This window comes from Mucilaginibacter sp. FW306-07-L, assembly GCF_058782065.1.
In genome coordinates, this window is sequence record NZ_JBYSXI010000001.1 from 1,840,720 (window position 1) to 1,858,880 (window position 18,161).

Genomic DNA, 18,161 nt, shown 5'->3' on the forward strand with positions numbered 1-18,161 from the left:
AATCAGCTACACATTTGATGTAACACAATAGAGAAGCTGAGTTTCACATTGGCTAGTATTTTATATCAAGAACGAGAACCAAGTGTGAAGCATCGATTCATGCTTAGTTGCGCACAATTAGCTTTACTATTTCTCATTACTTTACTTAAATGCACATTTGTTTTTGATACACATGTGACTATTGTATAAAGTATCAATTTTGTAACAACAAGCCATTGATATTAAAATTAACCTACTGTAAACCATACTTTTGCTGAAGATTCAATAAAGAAACAGTGTCTTTTTTAAGACGCTAATAATTCAAAAGAATCAATTATTTGAATAAACTCACTGTAAGTGAAATGGCGAAGCTATACCAGCAGCCCAACAAGAGAACCCGATTCTGCATTCGGTTTTAACATCAATAAAATTCTCTCCCCGATTTTTTAAGTACTGAAATCTTCTGTTTAATGATGAAATATTCTACAATTTTTAAATGCCTTGTCCTAATTATGGTCGTTCTATGCACATCGTGCAATTCGTACAAGAACATACCTTACTTTCAAAATGTGAATCGCGGAAGCAATTTGAATGAAAGTATAGATAACTTTTCTCCGCTAACTATACAACGCGAGGATATATTGGGTATAACTGTAAGCAGCCTTAACCCTGAAGCCTGGGGCGATTCAAGTAATAAAACATCAGGCTACCGTGTTGACCAAAGTGGTGAGATACAATTGCCGCTTGTTGGCTCGCTAAAGGTAGTTGGTTTAACTACCGAGATGATTAGCAAGGAAATACAGAAAAAACTTACTACCTATCTTAAACAGCCTTCAGTAAACGTAAGGATACTGAATTTTAAAATATCAGTAATCGGTGATGTGGCACGCCCAAATGTTTATCAGATACCAAATGAGCGGGTTACCGTGCCTGAGGCATTAGGTTTAGCCGGAGACCTTAACATAACCGGTATTCGTAACAATGTGCTGTTGATCCGTGAAAATGATGGTAAGCGTCAGTATTATAACCTTGACCTTACTTCAGCCGATCTGTTTAAATCGCCATACTACTACCTTAAAAATAATGATGTGTTGTATGTACAGCCTGATAAATCAAAATCAAACTCAGGCGACAGAAATTACCGCAACGCGAGTTTAATACTTTCCGCCGCATCGGTAATAACCATAATCCTTACAAGCATTAACAATTAATACTGATGAAAAACGATCGTTTATTTTTAACCACAGCGAGTGTAGATAACGGCGACGATTCGTCAAAGGATTTACGTGGTCTGTTTGCCAAGTACCTGCATAGCTGGCCATATTTTGTAGCATGCCTGGTGCTTGCTTTTGTAGCAGCCTACATACATGTAAGCAATACCAAGCCCGTTTATGATGTAAAGGCTAAACTGGCTATCAAGGATGATAAAAGCGCATCGGCCGAACAAGCAGCGCTTGAAAAGATTGACCTTGCCGGGCAGCCTAAGGATATTGAAAGCGAATTAGAGGTTATACGCTCAAGGCCATTGATACGCCAGGTGGTGGATGACCTGCAATTGTGGACAAACTATAAAGCCGCAGAAAGCTATAGTGACGATGATATTTATGCTACCACACCGGTACGTTTAAATTTATTGGCTACTAAAAACGGCCCGACTTACCAATCCGTTACTATACAGATAAAAGATGCCAATAGCTTTATGCTGATAAACGGCGATGAGGAATCAGGCCCGTATAAATTTAATACCCCGCTTAAAAGTAACTTTGGTAAATGGAGCCTTTCCGCTACGCCTTATGTGGCTGATTATATTGGAAAAAAGATCAGCATCAACACCCAAAGCCCCGAGGATGTAATAACTTATTATCAAAATACGGTATTGGTATCATTAAATAAAGATGCGCCGATCATCGAGATGGAGCTTGAAGATGGTGTGCCCGAACGCGGCAAAGCATTTTTAAACCAATTGATAAAAGCCTATAAGCTATCAAGCATTGAGGATAAAAAACGCGCTACACAAAGCACACTGAAATTTATAGACGTAAGGTTATCATCATTAAGTGGCGAACTTACCTCGGTTGAGAAAGATGTGGAAGGCTTTAAAAGCAGCCGCGGGTTGACTGATATTTCATCCAAATCAAAATTTTACCTGGATAATGTTCAGAGCAATGATACACGCCTTAGCGAAGTGAATGTACAACTGAATGTTATTAACGGTATTGAGCGTTACGTAAATTCAGCCAGTAATGATGGCGCGGTACCGGCCACTTTAGGTATTTCAGACCCGGGGTTGATTAGTTTGGTTGACCAGTTATCAAAACTGCAATTACAGCGCGACCGTTTATTGGCTACCACACCCGAGGAGAACCCTATATTTGAACCTATAAACAGGCAGATTACCGCTACCAAATTAGCTGTAAAGGAAAATATCAAGGGCATAAAATCTTCATTGGTATCTATACAGCGCGAGTTACAAAATAACAACTCAGGTTTCGAGGCATCTATTAAGGATATTCCGGGTCAGGAGCGCCAGTACATCAGCATAAAAAGGCAGCAAAGTATCAAGGAAAACCTTTACATCTATCTACTACAAAAAAAGGAAGAAGTATCATTAAGTTATGCTTCTACACTTACCGGTATACACACTGTTGAGGAGCCTTACTATATATCGCCAAAATCAAAAAAACAAGTACCTTATGTATTAGCTTTTTTACTGGGTTTAGGTTTACCGGCAGCGTTTATATACGGCAGGGATATGATCAAAAACAAGGTTGTTAACCGTGCTGAGATAGAAAAGGCCTTAACCGCACCCGTTATTGCTGAAATCAACCAGGAAAAAGCGGGTAACGGCATAGTGATGTTTGATAAAAAAGGCTATGTAATTGCCGAGCAGTTCAGGGTATTACGTACCAATCTGCAAATGTTGCTTACAAACAAAACCGGCCGTGTAATAATGTGCACATCAAGCGTTGGCGGCGAGGGCAAAAGCTTTGTAACCAGTAACATGGCGGCGGTATTAGCAGCCACAAACCGCAGGGTGATTGTGTTAGAATTGGATATGCGCAGGCCTAAGTTAGTAGAAACCTTAAAATTTGATACAAATAAGCCTGGTTTAAGCGATTACTTTAAAGGTGAGGCTACGCTTGATAAAATTATTCAATCATCACCCGTTCATAGTAACATCACGGTGATAGGAGCAGGAACTATCCCTGAAAACCCATCAGAGCTGTTAATTGGCGATGAACTGGATGTATTGATACGCAATCTGCGTAAGGAGTACGATGATATATTGATAGATACGCCGCCGTTACACTTAGTTACTGATGCTTCCATATTGGCACGTGTTTGTGATGCTACTTTATACTTGATCAAACAAGGTTACACTGATAAATCTGAACTGAAATTTATAAAACAGGTAATTCAGGAAGATCAGTTACCGAACCTGAACATTGTGTTTAACGGTATACAGCGTACTAAATACGGCTATGGTTATAATTATGATGATAGCTATTACATCAGTACAAAGCACAAAAAGAAATTAGCTTAAACGCCATTTCTATATTCTAAAGTGCTTATTATACATGAAAACCGATACGACTACGGCATTGCCGGTTTCAAAATATTCAAAATTAATTCAATTAGGGAAACTGGTAACGATTACTGGTGCCGCCCAGTTAATTATACAATTAATTGGTTTTGTTAGCGCCGTAATTGTTATCCGGTTATTACCTACACAAGAGTACGCCTTATATACACTGGTAAACACCATGTTGGGTACCATGATATTGTTAGCCGATGGCGGCATATCTACCGGTGTAATGTCGCAAGGGGGCAAGGTTTGGCAGGACAAACACAAGCTGGGCCTGGTAATAGCCACCGGTTTAGATCTGCGTAGAAAATTCGCAGTAGGCAGTTTACTTGTAGCGGTACCCGTGTTGCTTTACCTGCTGGTTCATCATGGTGCAAGCTGGCTCATGGCATCATTGCTTACACTGGCACTTGTACCGGCCTTCTTTTCATCACTATCAAGCACATTGCTTGAGGTAGCTCCAAAGTTAACGCAGGACATAGCGCCGCTACAAAAAATACAGGTCAACACCAATATAATAAGGTTAATATTAACGTCGCTTACCATATTTACATTTCCGTGGGCGTATGTGGCTATCCTTGCCTCGGGCTTGCCACCGGTTTGGGCAAACTGGCAGTTACGCAAAACATCATCACGCTACGCGGATACTGACCAAAAGCCTGATCCGGTTATTAGCAAAGAGATACTGACTTTTGTTAAACGTATTTTACCCGGAGCTATATATTACTGCGCATCAGGGCAGATAACCATTTGGTTGATCTCCATATTCGGTTCAACCACCGCGGTAGCACAGGTTGGGGCCTTAGGCAGGCTGGTAATGGTGTTAAGTATATTTAACGTACTGTTTTCAACCTTAATAGCGCCGCGATTTGCAAGGCTGCCAAATGATAAACGAATACTACTTGGCCACTACCTGCGGATTACGGCGGGCATGTTATTTATACTGAGTTTGCTGCTGGCTGTAGTATGGTTGTTTCCGACACAAATTTTATGGGCGCTGGGCCCGGCTTACGCCAACCTGCATACCGAGTTATTTTTAAACATAACAGGCAGTTGCCTGGGGCTGATAGCCGGCTCATCATTCTCGCTATACACACACCGTGGCTGGGCCATTAAGCCGATCATACTCATACCATTAAGTATAGCAGCGGTTGCCCTGTCGGCCTATTTTTTAGATATATCAACACTACGCGGCATTTTAATGCTGAATATATGTGTGGCTGGTTTTGAAGCCGTAATGCACATGATATTTAGCGTGCTGATGATAAATAAAGTTACACCTACAAATTAATCCATGTCATTGTTAGCGCAATTACCACCGGTAGCCAATAAAAAAAGCTGGCCGTGGGCAGAAGAGGTTGATGCCGGTATATATAGTATACAAAAGCACTGGCCTAAAATATCCATAGTTACTCCAAGCTATAATCAGGGTGTTTTTTTAGAGGAAACCATACGTTCTATCCTGTTGCAAAACTATCCTAACCTGGAGTACATTGTGATGGATGGGGGTAGCAATGATGAGAGTGTTGAGATACTCAAAAAATACGATAAATGGATCACCCATTGGGTTAGCGAAAAAGATAAAGGACAGGCTAACGCGATAAACAAAGGCATAGAGTTATGTACCGGTGATATTTTTAACTGGATAAACAGTGATGATTACCTGGCACCAATGTCGTTATTTTATATAGCGCGCGCTTTTACCAAAGGAGCTACAGTAGCCGGTAAAGTACACAACTTTTATAACGACAATCCTGCTTTTAAGGATATCATTCAAAACAGCGACCTTTCTATAGATAACTTTCTGTCGCTGAAAGACACCTTTCACCAGCCGGGTATATGGTGCGATATGAATAACATCCGCCAGGCAGGTAAGTTCTCTGAGAGTTCTTCCTATTATTTCGACAGGATATTTTTCACCAAATACTTCCTGCAATTTCCGCAGGTAATATATAACCAGAATGTGCTGGTACATTTCAGGTATCATTCAAGTTCAAAAACAATAGTAATACGTGATAGCAAGGCCGATGAATTGATAGAGCATTACAACTTAATGCTTAATAACCCCGCTTACAATAACTACAAAAAGGAATTGCAATCGGCACTTTACTACCAATTGCTGCCCGAAAAACACATCAGCCAATGGGAGTATGAGAATGTGGGCGAGCGGCTTTACAACAGGTTGTCGAGCTACTTTGCATTGCTGTTTAAATACCCAGGCTTGTTACGCACGCGCCATTACTTTACTAAGCTTAAACGCAGCGTACTTTAAACATATTCCCGGTGTATAGCCGGTAAATATTAAATCAACATGAAGTTCTTTTTTATATGCGGATCGCTGCAAACGGGCAGTGATGGGGTGGGTGATTATGTGCGCCGCTTAGCATGTATGCTGATAGCCAGTGGCCATCAGGTAAATGCTGTGGCATTGAAAGATCAGCATATAACGGTATATGAAGAGGATGTTCAGGAATTGAACGGCATTCAATTACCGGTATTAAGGTTACCGGCAACGTTAAGCAGCCATGAGCGTTACGAATTGCTGAGCAAAAAGGTAAAAGCCTTTGCACCTGATATTGTAAGCCTACAATACGTTGGCTTTGGCTTTCAAAAGTATGGGCTGCCGTTTGAGATACTATCAAACTTTAGTAAGGCATTGGGTGGCGCGGCATTGCACATTATGCTGCATGAGCTTTGGTGTGGTATGGCTGCCAATGCCGGCATTAAAGAGCGTGTTTTAGGCAACCTGCAAAAGCGTTTTTTAAAAACGCTGATCACAACCCTAAAACCACAGCGCATTTTCACCAGCATAAACCCTTACCACGAATACCTGAAAGAGATAAATGTGGAGGCTGATGTTGTACCCATTTTTGGAAATATACCCGTTAATGAGTTTGGAGATGAAAAGGAGTGGCAAAAACTTGCTTCTGAAAAACATATCTCCCTGCTATCGGGTACTGCGGAAAGCTGGCTTACCATCGGTTTTTTTGGCACCAGTTATAATAGTCCCGGTTTAACCGAGATGATGGAAACCATCAACCTGGCCGCCAAGCAAGCAGGTTTAAAGCTGGGTGTTTTACTGATAGGCCACAGCCGCATACAAAACGTTGCCGACATTGTGAAGAACATCCCCGGTGCCGTTTACTGGCAAACCGGCTCTATACCGGCACCTATGATAAACCGTTGCATGCAATTAGTTGACATAGGCGTAGTTACTAGTCCTGTTGATGGCATAAATAAAAGCGGTGCCGCCATAGCCTGGATGGAGCGCGGCATCCCGGTTTTGATCTCGGCATTTGACAAAACTTATCAGGAATCCGAAATGAAAAAGCTGGGCATCTTCCAGGCAACATCAGTAAATGATGTGATGGAAGCACTTAACGCAAAGAGTAAGATCACTCCACAGAATAACCTGAATAAGGCTGCAAAGGCATACCTCGAATGTATATAGATCCACTTACCAGGATCAACTTTTATTAATCTAAACCAATGGGTTCAAACCATAAAAAAAATATTTTACTGATGGGGCATGTTGATGGCCTTGGCGGTGCGCAAATTGCTTACCGCGAACTCATAGACTTTGTTAAGGCGGAAGGCCATAACCTGAAAGTGATCAACATAACAGACGATGAAAACGGTGGCCGTGCAGCCGATGCCGCTTTGGTGTTGGGCCGTATTGAGCACAAAACCCCCGGACTGGTTGATAAGGTAAAAAAATACAAATCGTTATTTACCACCGCACGCCAGGCAAAGCGCTTTAATCCGGATGTATTTGTAAGCATCGGTTTATCAAATTCATCAAACTTTATAACCCGTTATTTAAGCAACGATTGTTTTAAGATAGCGCAGGATTTTATAGCCAACCGCTCAAAAGAAGAAGAGATATGGAATAAAAGCCGTGACAGCTTTAACGGTATCGCGGTACAGGCACCATCAATGCTCGATTATTGGAAAACTAACCTAACCGATGCATCGGGTGTAAATTGGTTGCCATGTTTTCCGGCTCCGCCGGTAAGCGGTGTTTTGCGCAAGCAAAATGATGGCGGCAAACAGCAGATCAGGTTAGCCTATTTTGGCAGGCTGGCAGGTAATAAAGGGCTGCCGTTATTATTCAATACACTGGCTACATTGCCTGACCGCCAGAATATAATACTCGATCTGTGGGGAAAGGGTGAAGAAGAAGGTAATCTTAAAAACCTTGCAAAAAAATTAAACATCCAATCTATAGTAAGTTTTAAAGGAGGTTACCCTGCTGATAGGGAGGGCGCGGAACTAATGGCATCGTATGATGGGTTAGTGCTTACCTCAACAGAAATGGAAGGCTTGCCGCTGGTACTGCTTGAATCAATGGCCTATGGCCTGCCGTTTATGGCAACTAATATTGGCGCGATACGCGATTGCTGTATAGATAATCCTGATACCGTTTTAGTTGAGCCTAATCAACAGGCCATAAGCGAAGGCTTAGCCAAGCTGATCGAAAACATAAAAACCGGAGCGTTTGATCCGGCAAGGCTTAAAAACTATTACGATCAAAACTTTTCGCATAAAGTAATGGCCGATCGCTGGAGAACCTGTTTTAACAACCCTAAACAATTTTTTAATGAAGCATAATAAAACTATTCTAATAACAGGAGCATCCGGTTTTTTGGGTACCTGGCTGGCTGATGAAGCTGCCGAACAAGGGTATAAGCTGATAGGTATTGATATGCGCGCACCGCTTCGCCCTGCTTTGTGGGAGAAGTTCGCTACCTCATCATTAGAAACAGTTGATTTGGATCAGCTTCTGAAAGGTTATCAGATAGATGCTGTTTGTCATTTAGCAGGGGGGGCATCTGTGGCTGCTTCTGTTAATGATCCTTACGGAGATTTTTCAAGCCTTTTACCTGGTACCGCGCGTTTGGCACTATATATTGCTAAAGCACAACCTGCCGCTAAAATGCTTTTCTTTTCCAGCGCGGCAGTTTATGGTAATCCTAAAACATTGCCGATAACCGAGGCAACACCGGTTATGCCTATATCGCCTTATGGTATACACAAAGCTACTGCCGAAACCCTGCTGATGAACTACTCACGTGCTTTGGGTATACAGGTGGTTATCTTCCGCATATTTTCGGTTTATGGGCCGGGTTTGCGTAAGCAGTTAATTTACGATGTTACACAACGTGCTATTCAGGCTGCCGCGTTAGGTGAGAAATGTATACAGCTTTTTGGCACAGGTACCGAAAGCCGCGACTTTATGTATGTACAGGATGTGTGCAGGGCTGTTACTAGCATCATTGGCCAGTCGCAGGATGAGAAATACGCGGTGTATAACCTGGCATCGGGCATTGAAAGTACCGTAGCTGATGTAGCCCGTTGCCTGATAGAAAGTTTAAATATTGATTTAGAAATAACATTTGATGGCAGGGTACCAACAGGTGATCCGGCTAACTGGCGAGCAGACGTGAGCAAGCTGGAAAATATAGGGTTTAATTCTGTTTATACATTGAGAGAGGGATTGAAGGAAGTAGCGCAGTGGGCAAAGGTAACTGTATAAATTATAGCCGACAGATACTTTACACACAAGCCGATACATGAAACATAATTACCAGCTTGATGCCATGCGCGCAATTGCCGCACTGGCCATTATAGCATACCATTACACACTTTTTCCGTGCGGTTGGATAGGGGTACAGTTCTTTTTCGTATTGTCGGGTTTTTTAATATCGGGCATTGTAATAAAATACCGCGCCGCTTCGGCAGGTAAGCAAGCCAGTGCGTTTTTCAAGGATTTTTATAAACGCCGGGCCTTACGTTTATTCCCACTGTACTTTGGGTATATAGCTATACTTGCACTTTTTAACTTTTTTGCAGGCAAACCTGAAACGTTCAATGTTGAATGGCCGTGGTTAGTAACTTATACCCTCAACTTTAGATGGTTATTTCAGGGTTACACCTTCCACATGGTTTATGGGCATTTGTGGAGCTTGGCGCTTGAGTGGCAGTTTTATATGGTATGGCCTTTCTTTTTATGGTTTGTACCTCAAAAGCGTATCACTACTATACTATTGTGGTTGCTGCCATTAAGTATGGCTATCCGGATCTTCGGATACGAGATAGCAGAGCACCTGCCGTACCTGGTAGGTTACAATGGCGATGCTACCGCTAAAGCCCTCGCACCTTATGTGCTGCCATTTTCGCACATTGACGCGTTTGTATTTGGCGCACTACTTTGCAAGGTAAAAGTGCGCAGGTTTTTAAGTCAGCCACAGGTTATCTACACCTCAATGGCGCTTGTGGTAATCACAGGCTTGATATTAGTTGCATCTGTACCATCATACCGCCTGGCATCCATGGGCTGGCCAAGCAACTTACCATACGCCTATCAGTGGGTTTGGGGTTATTCACTGCTTAACTTTACCAGTGCCGCTATTATAGCCGGAATTATTGAAAAAGGCAATGCCCGTATACTATCGCTGTCACGATCATTCATACTGCAATATCTGGGCAAAATATCCTATGGTATATATGTATACCACCCAATAGTGATTTTCGCTATGCTGAATTTCAGCGACAAAATACCCGCTTTTCCGGGTAAAACAGCATTAGAGCTGATCGTAGTAATACTGATAACAATAGCCATCGCGCATCTGTCCTACGAAAAGTTTGAAAAGAAATTTTTAACCAAGCGAAAGCCCAAGCAGGCTGCACCAATTCATAAAGAGCCGGTAAAAAAAGTTGCTAATAACAACATGGCTCTTCAATTACAAGAATCTAACAACTAAAATGATAAATGATAGCCACAGGCAGTTACTTATAATTGCCCCAACTTGCCCGCCGGGTGTTTGCGGTGTTAGCGATCACGCTTTCCGCACGGCGATGGCATTAAAAAAGTACTATCTTGATATAAAAATCGGGGTTGAATATTTTTCTGAACAAAAGCCCGAAAAACCGCTTGAACTCAGCACAAATCATTGGCAGCAATTCGTAACTGATAGCACCAACGGCAATTACCCAACAGACATATTGCTGAATTATACCCCTAAAAGTTATTCCAAATTCGCGTTGCCTTTCAAGCTTTTGTCGGCACTGCGAAAATTTAAAAAGGCATCACCATCAAACAGATTATTTGTGTATTTCCATGAAACATGGGATGGGGGTAAAAACCTGAAGCCACATCATAAATTGATAGATGCATTCACCAAATACACCGTAAAGCAACTCAGCAAACAAGCTGATGGTATTACGGTGGTAACCAATGAACAGAAGCAAAAGCTGGAATCGGTATTGGTTAATCCAAAAGTGCATTTAAGCATGGTTGGTGCCAACATATTACCGTTCGATAAGGCTTATGGTTTAAAAAGTACACGTAACCAGGGCGAATGGATCATATTCGGGCTGGCGCATACCCGCTTATGGACTTTACAGCAGCATTTGCCGCTGATAAAACAGTTGTATCAAAAGGGTGGTATCAGTAAAATTTACGCCATCGGCCCAAATGATAACGCTTTTGCAGAAAATGAGATCAACCTGGCTAATACAGAAATTGGTGAGGATGTTTTAGTGCAGATGGGGGTTTTAAAACCCGAACAAGTTTCAGCTCTAATGTTCTCTGCCGAGGCTGCGTTAGTTGGCCAAACGGCTGATAGCCTGCGTAAATCAGGTACGTTCGCGGCGTTATCCGCGCACGCTGTACCGGTAATTTGCGAAGCACCACTTTCACTGGATGAACCGCCGGGTTATGCGCTGTTCCGTCCGCAGGAATTGATGGAAAATTACAAACTGGTTAATACCGCCGAAGGCGAAAAACGCCGCCAATTATTACACCAATGGTTTTGGCTTACCCGCAGTTGGGAAGCTATCGCTTTGGACATGTATAGCTGGATAAAACAATAAGATGAAGATAGTTATATCCCATCCAACAGGTAACCGCAATGTGCGTGCAGTTATAGCCAGCCTTGCCAAAACAGATATGCTGGCCGCGTTTAATACTACGCTGGCTACACATCAAAATTCGGCCTGGTTAAAATTGCTGCCGGCAAAAGTTCGTGCAGGACTGATGCGCAGGTCGTATGAGGTACCCGTAGGTAGTTTGTACACCCGCCCTATGCTTGAACTGGCCCGCATGGCTTTGCCAAAGTTGGGAATGGCAGGTTGTACCGAGCACGAAAAGGGATGGGCAAGCATTGATGCTATATATCACGATCTGGATAAAGCTACTGCTAAACGCTTGCAATGGTTTACCAAAGGCAAGGACGTTACCGCGGTTTATGCCTATGAAGATGGCGCTTTGGCAACCTTTAAAGAAGCTAAACGCTTAGGCTTAAAATGTATATATGATCTGCCGATAGCTTATTGGGAAACAGCGCAAAAATTGTTAAGTGAAGAAGCTATGCGCATGCCCGAATGGGCAGTTACATTAGGCGGAGGCATTAATGATTCGGAAGCTAAACTTGAACGCAAAACTCGTGAGTTAGAATTAGCGGACGTTGTGGTAGGCCCGGGTTCATTTGTAATGAATTCGTTGCCTCAATGGGCTGAAAATAAACAGATCATCGTATCGCCTTTTGGTTCGCCGGAGGTTAAAAATATTGAAAATACCTTAAAAAGCACCAATGCGCCGCTACGTGTATTGTTTGCCGGATCAATGGGGCAGCGTAAAGGTCTTGGCGACTTATTTAAGGCTATCAAGTTACTCAATAATAAAAATGTTGAACTGGTAGTAATGGGATCATTACTCGCGCCTATGGATTTTTATAAGGAACAGCTTGCTGAATTTACTTATGAGCCCGGCCGTTCACATGACCAGGTTTTAGAACTAATGCGTTCATGCGATGTATTTTGCTTGCCATCAATAGTAGAGGGCCGGGCTTTAGTAATGCAGGAGGCTATGAGCCAGGGCTTACCTATTATTATAACCGCTAATACAGGCGGTGCTGATTTGGTAGATGAAGGCAAAACAGGCTTTTTGGTAGATATCCGTTCACCACAAGCCATTGCCGAAAAGATAAGCTGGTTTGCTGAAAACCGGGAAAAATTGGCAGAAATGGGTAAAGCCGCACAATCCAAAGCAGCAGGCTACACCTGGGAAAACTATGGCGACAATATTATACACGCGCTAACCAACAATACACATTAAGCTATGAATCAATTTAACAATTCAGTTTTAGCGGGTGTGTACAATAGCCTTGATCTTACCAAAACGCACCTGTTGCAGCCGGTAAAAGAGAAAGATGCCAACCTTATGCTTAAACGGGGTATATGGGCTTACTTTCTGCTACTGATATTTGAAGGAGCGTTGCGTAAATGGGTGCTGCCGGGTTTAGCTACACCGTTACTTGTAGTGCGCGATCCGATAGCGCTTTGGCTGGTACTGATGGCCTGGAAACGTAATTTATTACCGGCGAACTTGTATGTAACCGTTATCATGATCGTAGGTGCTCTGGGTGTGATTACCGCCCTGGCATTCGGGCACGGAAACATAGCCGTAGCCATATACGGTGCCCGGATACTTATGTTTCACTTCCCGCTGATATTTGTGATTGGGCGGGTGTTTGACCGTGATGATGTGATTAAGATAGGTAAGTTTACGGTCTGGCTTACCATACCCATGGCCATACTGATAGCCATGCAATTTTACAGTCCGCAATCAGCGTGGGTAAACCGTGGTATAGGTGGGGATGCCAAAGGCGGCGGTTTTGATGGAGCTATGGGCTTCTTCAGGCCACCGGCAACCTTCTCGTTCACTAACGGAACGGCCTTGTTTTTCGGTTTTGCATCGGCCTATATATTTTATTTCTGGCTAACGCCAAAAAGCATTAACCGCCTTGTACTTATAGGCGCAACACTGGGTTTGTTAATGGCTATTCCTTTGTCAATCAGCCGTAGCTTACTGTCGCTGGTGCTGGCTTGTATACTATTTACAATCATAGCCATGTCACGCAATCCAAAATACATCGGTAAGATCATTATGGCTGCCGTGGTGTTGGTTATCGCTATAGCCTTATTAAGTCAAACCAAATTTGTGGCTACGCCTTTAGCGGCTTTTACCGACAGGTTTACCAATGCTAACGAAACTGAGGGCGGTGTGAGCGGTGTTTTTGTAGATCGCTTTCTGGGCGGTATGATTGGCGCCATTATCGAGTCGGCCGAGAAACCGTTTTTTGGGTATGGCATCGGCATGGGCACCAGTGTCGGCAGTATGCTGATAGCGGGCGATCATACCGTATACCTGATATCCGAAGGTGAATGGGGGCGGTTGATCGGTGAAATGGGTATTATCATGGGGTTCGCTGTTATTATCATCCGGGTAATATTTGTAATTGATATAGGCTGGGATAGTTTTAAACGCGTCTCTGATAACGACTTTTTACCTTGGATGATTTGCAGTATAGGTATACTGGCTATTATGCAGGGCCAATGGGCGCAACCAACTTCGTTAGGTTTTGATATTATACTCGGTGGTTTAATTGTAGCGGCGCTGCGTAAGCCAAACCGCAAATTATGGCTCGTAAAAACACTTGACGATACCGACCCTAAAATGCTTAAAGCACCGGTACGCAACAAATAGCCCTTCACATTTCAATAAAACATCATGATCCAATCATTATACAATCAAAGCGTTTATGCTGCCGAAGCAGGTGCGGTATCGTACCAGCAATCGGTTGATGAACTAATAAAGGTTTTATCCGCAAGCGTTCAGCTTGAAGAAAGCATAGAGGCTGCATCTGCCGCAATAAAACATTCAATAATGAATGGCGGTAAACTAATAACCTGTGGCAACGGCGGCAGCGCGGCAGACGCGTTGCACCTTTCGGAAGAATTGGTTGGACGCTACAAAGCGGAACGCCGCAGTTTACCCGCTATATGCCTTAATTCGGATGTTACCGCTATAACCTGTATAGGTAATGATTATGGTTTCGATCAGATCTATTCCCGCCAGTTAGAAGGCCTCGGTAAACCAGGCGATGTATTGGTAGGTTTTAGCACCAGCGGTAACAGCCCGAACATCAAAAAAGCATTTGAATACGCTACCCGCCTGGGCATAACCACTATATTTTTAGGGGGTAAAGATGGCGGTGCTATTAAAGATACCTGTGATATTGAACTGATTGTACCAAGCAATATTACAGCCCGTGTACAGGAAGTACATACCGTTATACTGCACCAATGGTTAGAGGATTTAGATACTACCGACTGGAGCGGTTTAAAACAATAATTTATGAACCTGACCTTTTTGCTTAAAAAACTGGGATCTGTAAAAGTTATGGTGATCGGTGATATGATGCTCGACCATTATGTGTGGGGCAACGTAACACGCATATCACCGGAAGCACCGGTACCGGTTGTGCATGTGGCTAATGATAGCTATACCGCTGGCGGTGCGGCTAATGTGGCTCTAAACCTGACCAATCTTGGTGTAAAAACCAGCATTATGGGGCATTGCATAAAGGATGAAGCCGGTGAGCGCCTGCAAAACATATTATCCGAGAAGCAAGTGCAATACTTGTGTCCCGAAGTATTATTTCAATCGCCAACCATTGTAAAAACCCGTGTGGTTATACAATCGCAGCAGCTTTGCCGTATTGACAGGGAAGGCCAGCGCGAGTTTTACGCTATTGATTCATCTCCTGATTTTGAAAAGGTGCTTGAAAAAGCCATGAGTGATGTTCATGCCGTTATTGTGTCCGACTATGCAAAGGGTGTAATTACCCAGTCATTGTTAGACTCGGTATTAAAGATCGCTAAAAACATACCTGGCTTGCTGGTAGCGGTAGACCCTAAACCGGCACGCAGGCTATCATTTAGCGGCGTAGGTTTGTTAACACCTAACCGTAACGAAGCGCTGGAACTCGCGGAACTGCCTGCTCCTGTATTGGGTGAGAAATACCCGCTCGAAGAAGTTTGTCGCCGTATACACCAAATGTATCATCCCGAAACATTGATAGTTACCCTTGGTGCCGACGGTATGGCTATCAGCCAGCAGGGCGAAGTAGTTGAACATTTACCAACCGTAGCCAGGCAGATATTCGATGTATCAGGAGCGGGAGATACGGTAATAGCCACACTTACAGCAGCCCTGGCCTGCGGTGCCAGCTCTGCCGAAGCGGCACGTTTAGCTAATGCGGCGGCCGGTTGTGTAGTAGCCCATTTAGGTACCGCACCGGTTTTAGCACACGAGTTGGAAGACTGGCTGTTAAAGGCAGATATGGCTTATCACAATGTACAATAACATGGCATCGGGTAAAAATGTACTTATTTACAGGCTGGGCAGCCTGGGCGATACCATTATGGCGTTACCCTGCTTTCATAAAATAAAAGAAAGCTTTGCCGATGCTGATATAACCCTGCTTACTAATAAGCCGGTAATGGCCAAAGCAGCCGCCGCTGAAGCTGTTTTAGGCAGTGATTACTTTTACAACCGTATTATTAACTACCCGGTTGCCACGCGAAATCCACGCATATTGTTGGATTTGATTATGCAGATACGGTTGTTGAAAATTGATACCGTAGTCAACATCAACCCTGCACGCTCAAGGATGTCATTACTGCGCGACTACCTGTTTTTTAAAGCCGCCGGTGTTAAAAAATTGATAGGTTTCGATGCTCAAAAAGAAGATTTTGAGGTATGCGAAGATCCGGCTACCGGAATAAACGAATGGGAGGCGAAACGCCTGGCACGCCGCATAAGTTCACTTGGTTCATTACCGCTTAATGATGACCGATACTGGGATCTTAAACTAACTAATAAAGAGATAAATACAGCGAATTGCTTTAGTGAAGCATTAACACCGGGAGCAGCACCTATACTGGCCATTTCGCTGGGTACTAAAAACCCGGCTAACGATTGGGGTATGGATAACTGGCAGCTTTTATTACAGCAGCTTTCAGCCAGATTAAATGGCTGGATGCTGATGGTGATCGGCGCGGCAGATGAAAAACAAACAGGTGATCAGTGCATTGAGGTATGGGGTAAAGAGGGCGTTAATTTTTGCGGCCAAACATCACCAAGGGTATCAGCGGCACTTCTAAAAAAAGCTACCGTGTTCATCGGGCACGATAGCGGCCCAATGCACCTGGCAGCCTGCGTAGGCACGCCCGCTATAGGTATCTATTCGGCACGTAACATGCCGGGGCAATGGTTTCCGCGGGGCAGTAACAACCGTATAATTTACCGCTTGCCTGAATGTGCCGGTTGCGGTTTGGAAGTGTGTGTTGAGGAACGTAAAAAATGCATCCTCTCAATCAATGTGCAGGAAGTAAAGCAAGCCTTGTTTGATATTGTCGCTACAAATAATCACGAGGATCAGTCATTACCACTTATAACCCAATTTCAATAATGAAGGTTCTTCACGTTATCAGTAGCATGAACCCCGAAACCGGGGGAGTGTGCGAAGCGGTACGCTTACTGGCTGAAGGATTAACGGAAGCGGGTTTCCACAACGAAATTGCAAGTGTTGACGACCAAATATTTCATACCAGCAGTGCGGTTACACAGCATGCCCTGGGGCCTAAAAAAGGGCCGTGGTATCACAGCAAACACCTGCTGCCATGGTTATTGCAAAATTTAACCCGGTTTGATGTTGTTATTGTACATGGCTTGTGGTTGTATCATGGTTATGCTGTTAACAAAGCGCTTAAACAGTTAGCTCGAAACGCCGAAGGAGTGCTGCCTCGTTTCATGGTTATGCCGCATGGTATGCTCGATCCTTATTTTCAACGGGCAAAAGGCCGCCGTTTAAAGGCGCTGCGTAACATAGCCTACTGGGCGCTGATAGAAAAAAATGTTATTAATAATGCAGATGAATTATTGTTTACCTGCGAAACCGAATTGCTGCTTGCACGAGAGCCTTTCAATCCATATAAACCAAAAAGGGAAACTGTTGTAGGGCTGGGGGTGCAATCACCTCCGGCTTACACACAGGCAATGACAGTGGCATTTGCCGAAAAACTACCTGACGTACAACAACAACCATATTGGCTTTTTTTAAGCCGCCTTCACGAAAAAAAAGGTGTCGAGCTGTTAATTCAGGCTTACAAAAGTTTAGCGGAGCGTGTAGCAAGTACCGGCAACATAACACCATTGCCACACTTAGTAATTGCCGGGCCGGGTGCCGAAACTGCTTACGGTATGCAATTGCAGCAAATGGCTGACCAGGCGGATGTATTAAAAGGCTTGGTGTATTTCCCGGGTATGCTTGCAGGTGATGCCAAGTGGGGAGCATTTTATGGATGTGAGGCGTTTATACTGCCAAGCCATCAGGAAAATTTTGGTATTGCCGTTGTTGAGTCTTTGGCCTGCGGCAAACCCGTACTGATATCAAACCAGGTAAACATCTGGCGCGAAATTGACAATGCCGGTGCCGCATTGGTTGCTGACGACACAGCCGAAGGCACTTTCAACACACTTAACAGGTGGTTCAAACTACCTGTTAACCAAAAGCAAAATATGAGTGCAAAAGCGCTGGAATGTTACCAGGAACACTTCTCGGTACAAGCCAACATCAATGCATTCACTCAGGTATTGCTCAATACAAATTCAACAAAAACTCAAAAACATAAACTGATAGATCAGTATGCTTTCATATCATAGTGCTAATAGTTCTGATGGTTATTT

General features: G+C 43.5%; 15 protein-coding genes. All 15 read left to right on the forward strand.

Annotation, left to right across the window (positions count from 1 at the left end; genetic code table 11):
- Positions 1-548: 548 nt before the first annotated feature.
- Genes AC3WJC_RS08090 through AC3WJC_RS08160 form a run of 15 tightly spaced genes read left to right on the forward strand, consistent with a single transcriptional unit; the run spans position 549 to position 18,137 of the window.
- Positions 549-1,190 (forward strand): polysaccharide biosynthesis/export family protein, encoded by a 642-nt coding sequence (locus AC3WJC_RS08090; protein WP_492398570.1) that lies wholly within the window; start codon positions 549-551, stop codon positions 1,188-1,190.
- A gap of 5 nt (positions 1,191-1,195) precedes the next feature.
- Complete coding sequence (locus AC3WJC_RS08095; protein ID WP_492398571.1) at positions 1,196-3,523, forward strand: GumC family protein; 2,328 nt, start codon at positions 1,196-1,198, stop codon at positions 3,521-3,523.
- A gap of 34 nt (positions 3,524-3,557) precedes the next feature.
- Entirely contained in the window at positions 3,558-4,856 is a 1,299-nt protein-coding gene (locus AC3WJC_RS08100) for an MATE family efflux transporter (protein WP_492398572.1), read from the forward strand.
- 3 nt (positions 4,857-4,859) lie between these two features.
- On the forward strand, positions 4,860-5,837 hold the full coding sequence (locus tag AC3WJC_RS08105; protein WP_492398573.1) for a glycosyltransferase family 2 protein: 978 nt from the start codon (positions 4,860-4,862) through the stop codon (positions 5,835-5,837).
- A 39-nt stretch (positions 5,838-5,876) separates the two neighbouring features.
- Positions 5,877-7,016: a glycosyltransferase family protein gene (locus tag AC3WJC_RS08110; protein ID WP_492398574.1), complete on the forward strand. Its 1,140-nt coding sequence runs from the start codon at positions 5,877-5,879 to the stop codon at positions 7,014-7,016.
- A gap of 38 nt (positions 7,017-7,054) precedes the next feature.
- Complete coding sequence (locus AC3WJC_RS08115; protein ID WP_492398575.1) at positions 7,055-8,176, forward strand: glycosyltransferase; 1,122 nt, start codon at positions 7,055-7,057, stop codon at positions 8,174-8,176.
- Positions 8,166-9,101, forward strand: coding sequence for an NAD-dependent epimerase/dehydratase family protein (locus AC3WJC_RS08120; RefSeq protein WP_492398576.1), 936 nt, complete (start codon positions 8,166-8,168; stop codon positions 9,099-9,101). Before AC3WJC_RS08115 ends, AC3WJC_RS08120 begins: the two co-directional genes overlap by 11 nt.
- A 37-nt stretch (positions 9,102-9,138) precedes the next feature.
- Positions 9,139-10,329: an acyltransferase family protein gene (locus AC3WJC_RS08125; protein WP_492398577.1), complete on the forward strand. Its 1,191-nt coding sequence runs from the start codon at positions 9,139-9,141 to the stop codon at positions 10,327-10,329.
- Position 10,330: 1 nt separating this feature from the next.
- Entirely contained in the window at positions 10,331-11,440 is a 1,110-nt protein-coding gene (locus AC3WJC_RS08130; protein WP_492398578.1) for a hypothetical protein, read from the forward strand.
- Between the two features lies 1 nt (position 11,441).
- Complete coding sequence (locus AC3WJC_RS08135; protein ID WP_492398579.1) at positions 11,442-12,683, forward strand: glycosyltransferase family 4 protein; 1,242 nt, start codon at positions 11,442-11,444, stop codon at positions 12,681-12,683.
- 3 nt (positions 12,684-12,686) lie between these two features.
- Positions 12,687-14,114 carry a hypothetical protein gene (locus AC3WJC_RS08140; protein WP_492398580.1) on the forward strand — a complete coding sequence of 476 codons (1,428 nt, stop codon included), beginning with the start codon at positions 12,687-12,689 and terminating at the stop codon, positions 14,112-14,114.
- A 24-nt stretch (positions 14,115-14,138) separates the two neighbouring features.
- Positions 14,139-14,762 carry a D-sedoheptulose-7-phosphate isomerase gene (locus AC3WJC_RS08145; RefSeq protein WP_492398581.1) on the forward strand — a complete coding sequence of 208 codons (624 nt, stop codon included), beginning with the start codon at positions 14,139-14,141 and terminating at the stop codon, positions 14,760-14,762.
- Between the two features lie 3 nt (positions 14,763-14,765).
- Positions 14,766-15,776, forward strand: a complete 1,011-nt coding sequence (locus AC3WJC_RS08150) for a bifunctional heptose 7-phosphate kinase/heptose 1-phosphate adenyltransferase (RefSeq protein WP_492398582.1) — start codon at positions 14,766-14,768, stop codon at positions 15,774-15,776.
- Positions 15,766-16,884, forward strand: coding sequence for a glycosyltransferase family 9 protein (locus AC3WJC_RS08155; protein WP_492398583.1), 1,119 nt, complete (start codon positions 15,766-15,768; stop codon positions 16,882-16,884). Before AC3WJC_RS08150 ends, AC3WJC_RS08155 begins: the two co-directional genes overlap by 11 nt.
- Positions 16,884-18,137 carry a glycosyltransferase gene (locus AC3WJC_RS08160; protein ID WP_492398584.1) on the forward strand — a complete coding sequence of 418 codons (1,254 nt, stop codon included), beginning with the start codon at positions 16,884-16,886 and terminating at the stop codon, positions 18,135-18,137. Before AC3WJC_RS08155 ends, AC3WJC_RS08160 begins: the two co-directional genes overlap by 1 nt.
- Positions 18,138-18,161: the final 24 nt, after the last annotated feature.

Bases quoted from the DNA above. Each gene is read 5' to 3' on its own strand.
- AC3WJC_RS08140 (WP_492398580.1), top strand. From the start codon at position 12,687: ATGAATCAATTTAACAATTCAGTTTTAGCGGGTGTGTACAATAGCCTT.
- AC3WJC_RS08110 (WP_492398574.1), top strand. From the start codon at position 5,877: ATGAAGTTCTTTTTTATATGCGGATCGCTGCAAACGGGCAGTGATGGG.
- AC3WJC_RS08095 (WP_492398571.1), top strand. From the start codon at position 1,196: ATGAAAAACGATCGTTTATTTTTAACCACAGCGAGTGTAGATAACGGC.
- AC3WJC_RS08155 (WP_492398583.1), top strand. From the start codon at position 15,766: ATGTACAATAACATGGCATCGGGTAAAAATGTACTTATTTACAGGCTG.
- AC3WJC_RS08150 (WP_492398582.1), top strand. From the start codon at position 14,766: ATGAACCTGACCTTTTTGCTTAAAAAACTGGGATCTGTAAAAGTTATG.
- AC3WJC_RS08100 (WP_492398572.1), top strand. From the start codon at position 3,558: ATGAAAACCGATACGACTACGGCATTGCCGGTTTCAAAATATTCAAAA.
- AC3WJC_RS08115 (WP_492398575.1), top strand. From the start codon at position 7,055: ATGGGTTCAAACCATAAAAAAAATATTTTACTGATGGGGCATGTTGAT.
- AC3WJC_RS08135 (WP_492398579.1), top strand. From the start codon at position 11,442: ATGAAGATAGTTATATCCCATCCAACAGGTAACCGCAATGTGCGTGCA.
- AC3WJC_RS08160 (WP_492398584.1), top strand. From the start codon at position 16,884: ATGAAGGTTCTTCACGTTATCAGTAGCATGAACCCCGAAACCGGGGGA.
- AC3WJC_RS08125 (WP_492398577.1), top strand. From the start codon at position 9,139: ATGAAACATAATTACCAGCTTGATGCCATGCGCGCAATTGCCGCACTG.
- AC3WJC_RS08105 (WP_492398573.1), top strand. From the start codon at position 4,860: ATGTCATTGTTAGCGCAATTACCACCGGTAGCCAATAAAAAAAGCTGG.
- AC3WJC_RS08120 (WP_492398576.1), top strand. From the start codon at position 8,166: ATGAAGCATAATAAAACTATTCTAATAACAGGAGCATCCGGTTTTTTG.
- AC3WJC_RS08145 (WP_492398581.1), top strand. From the start codon at position 14,139: ATGATCCAATCATTATACAATCAAAGCGTTTATGCTGCCGAAGCAGGT.
- AC3WJC_RS08130 (WP_492398578.1), top strand. From the start codon at position 10,331: ATGATAAATGATAGCCACAGGCAGTTACTTATAATTGCCCCAACTTGC.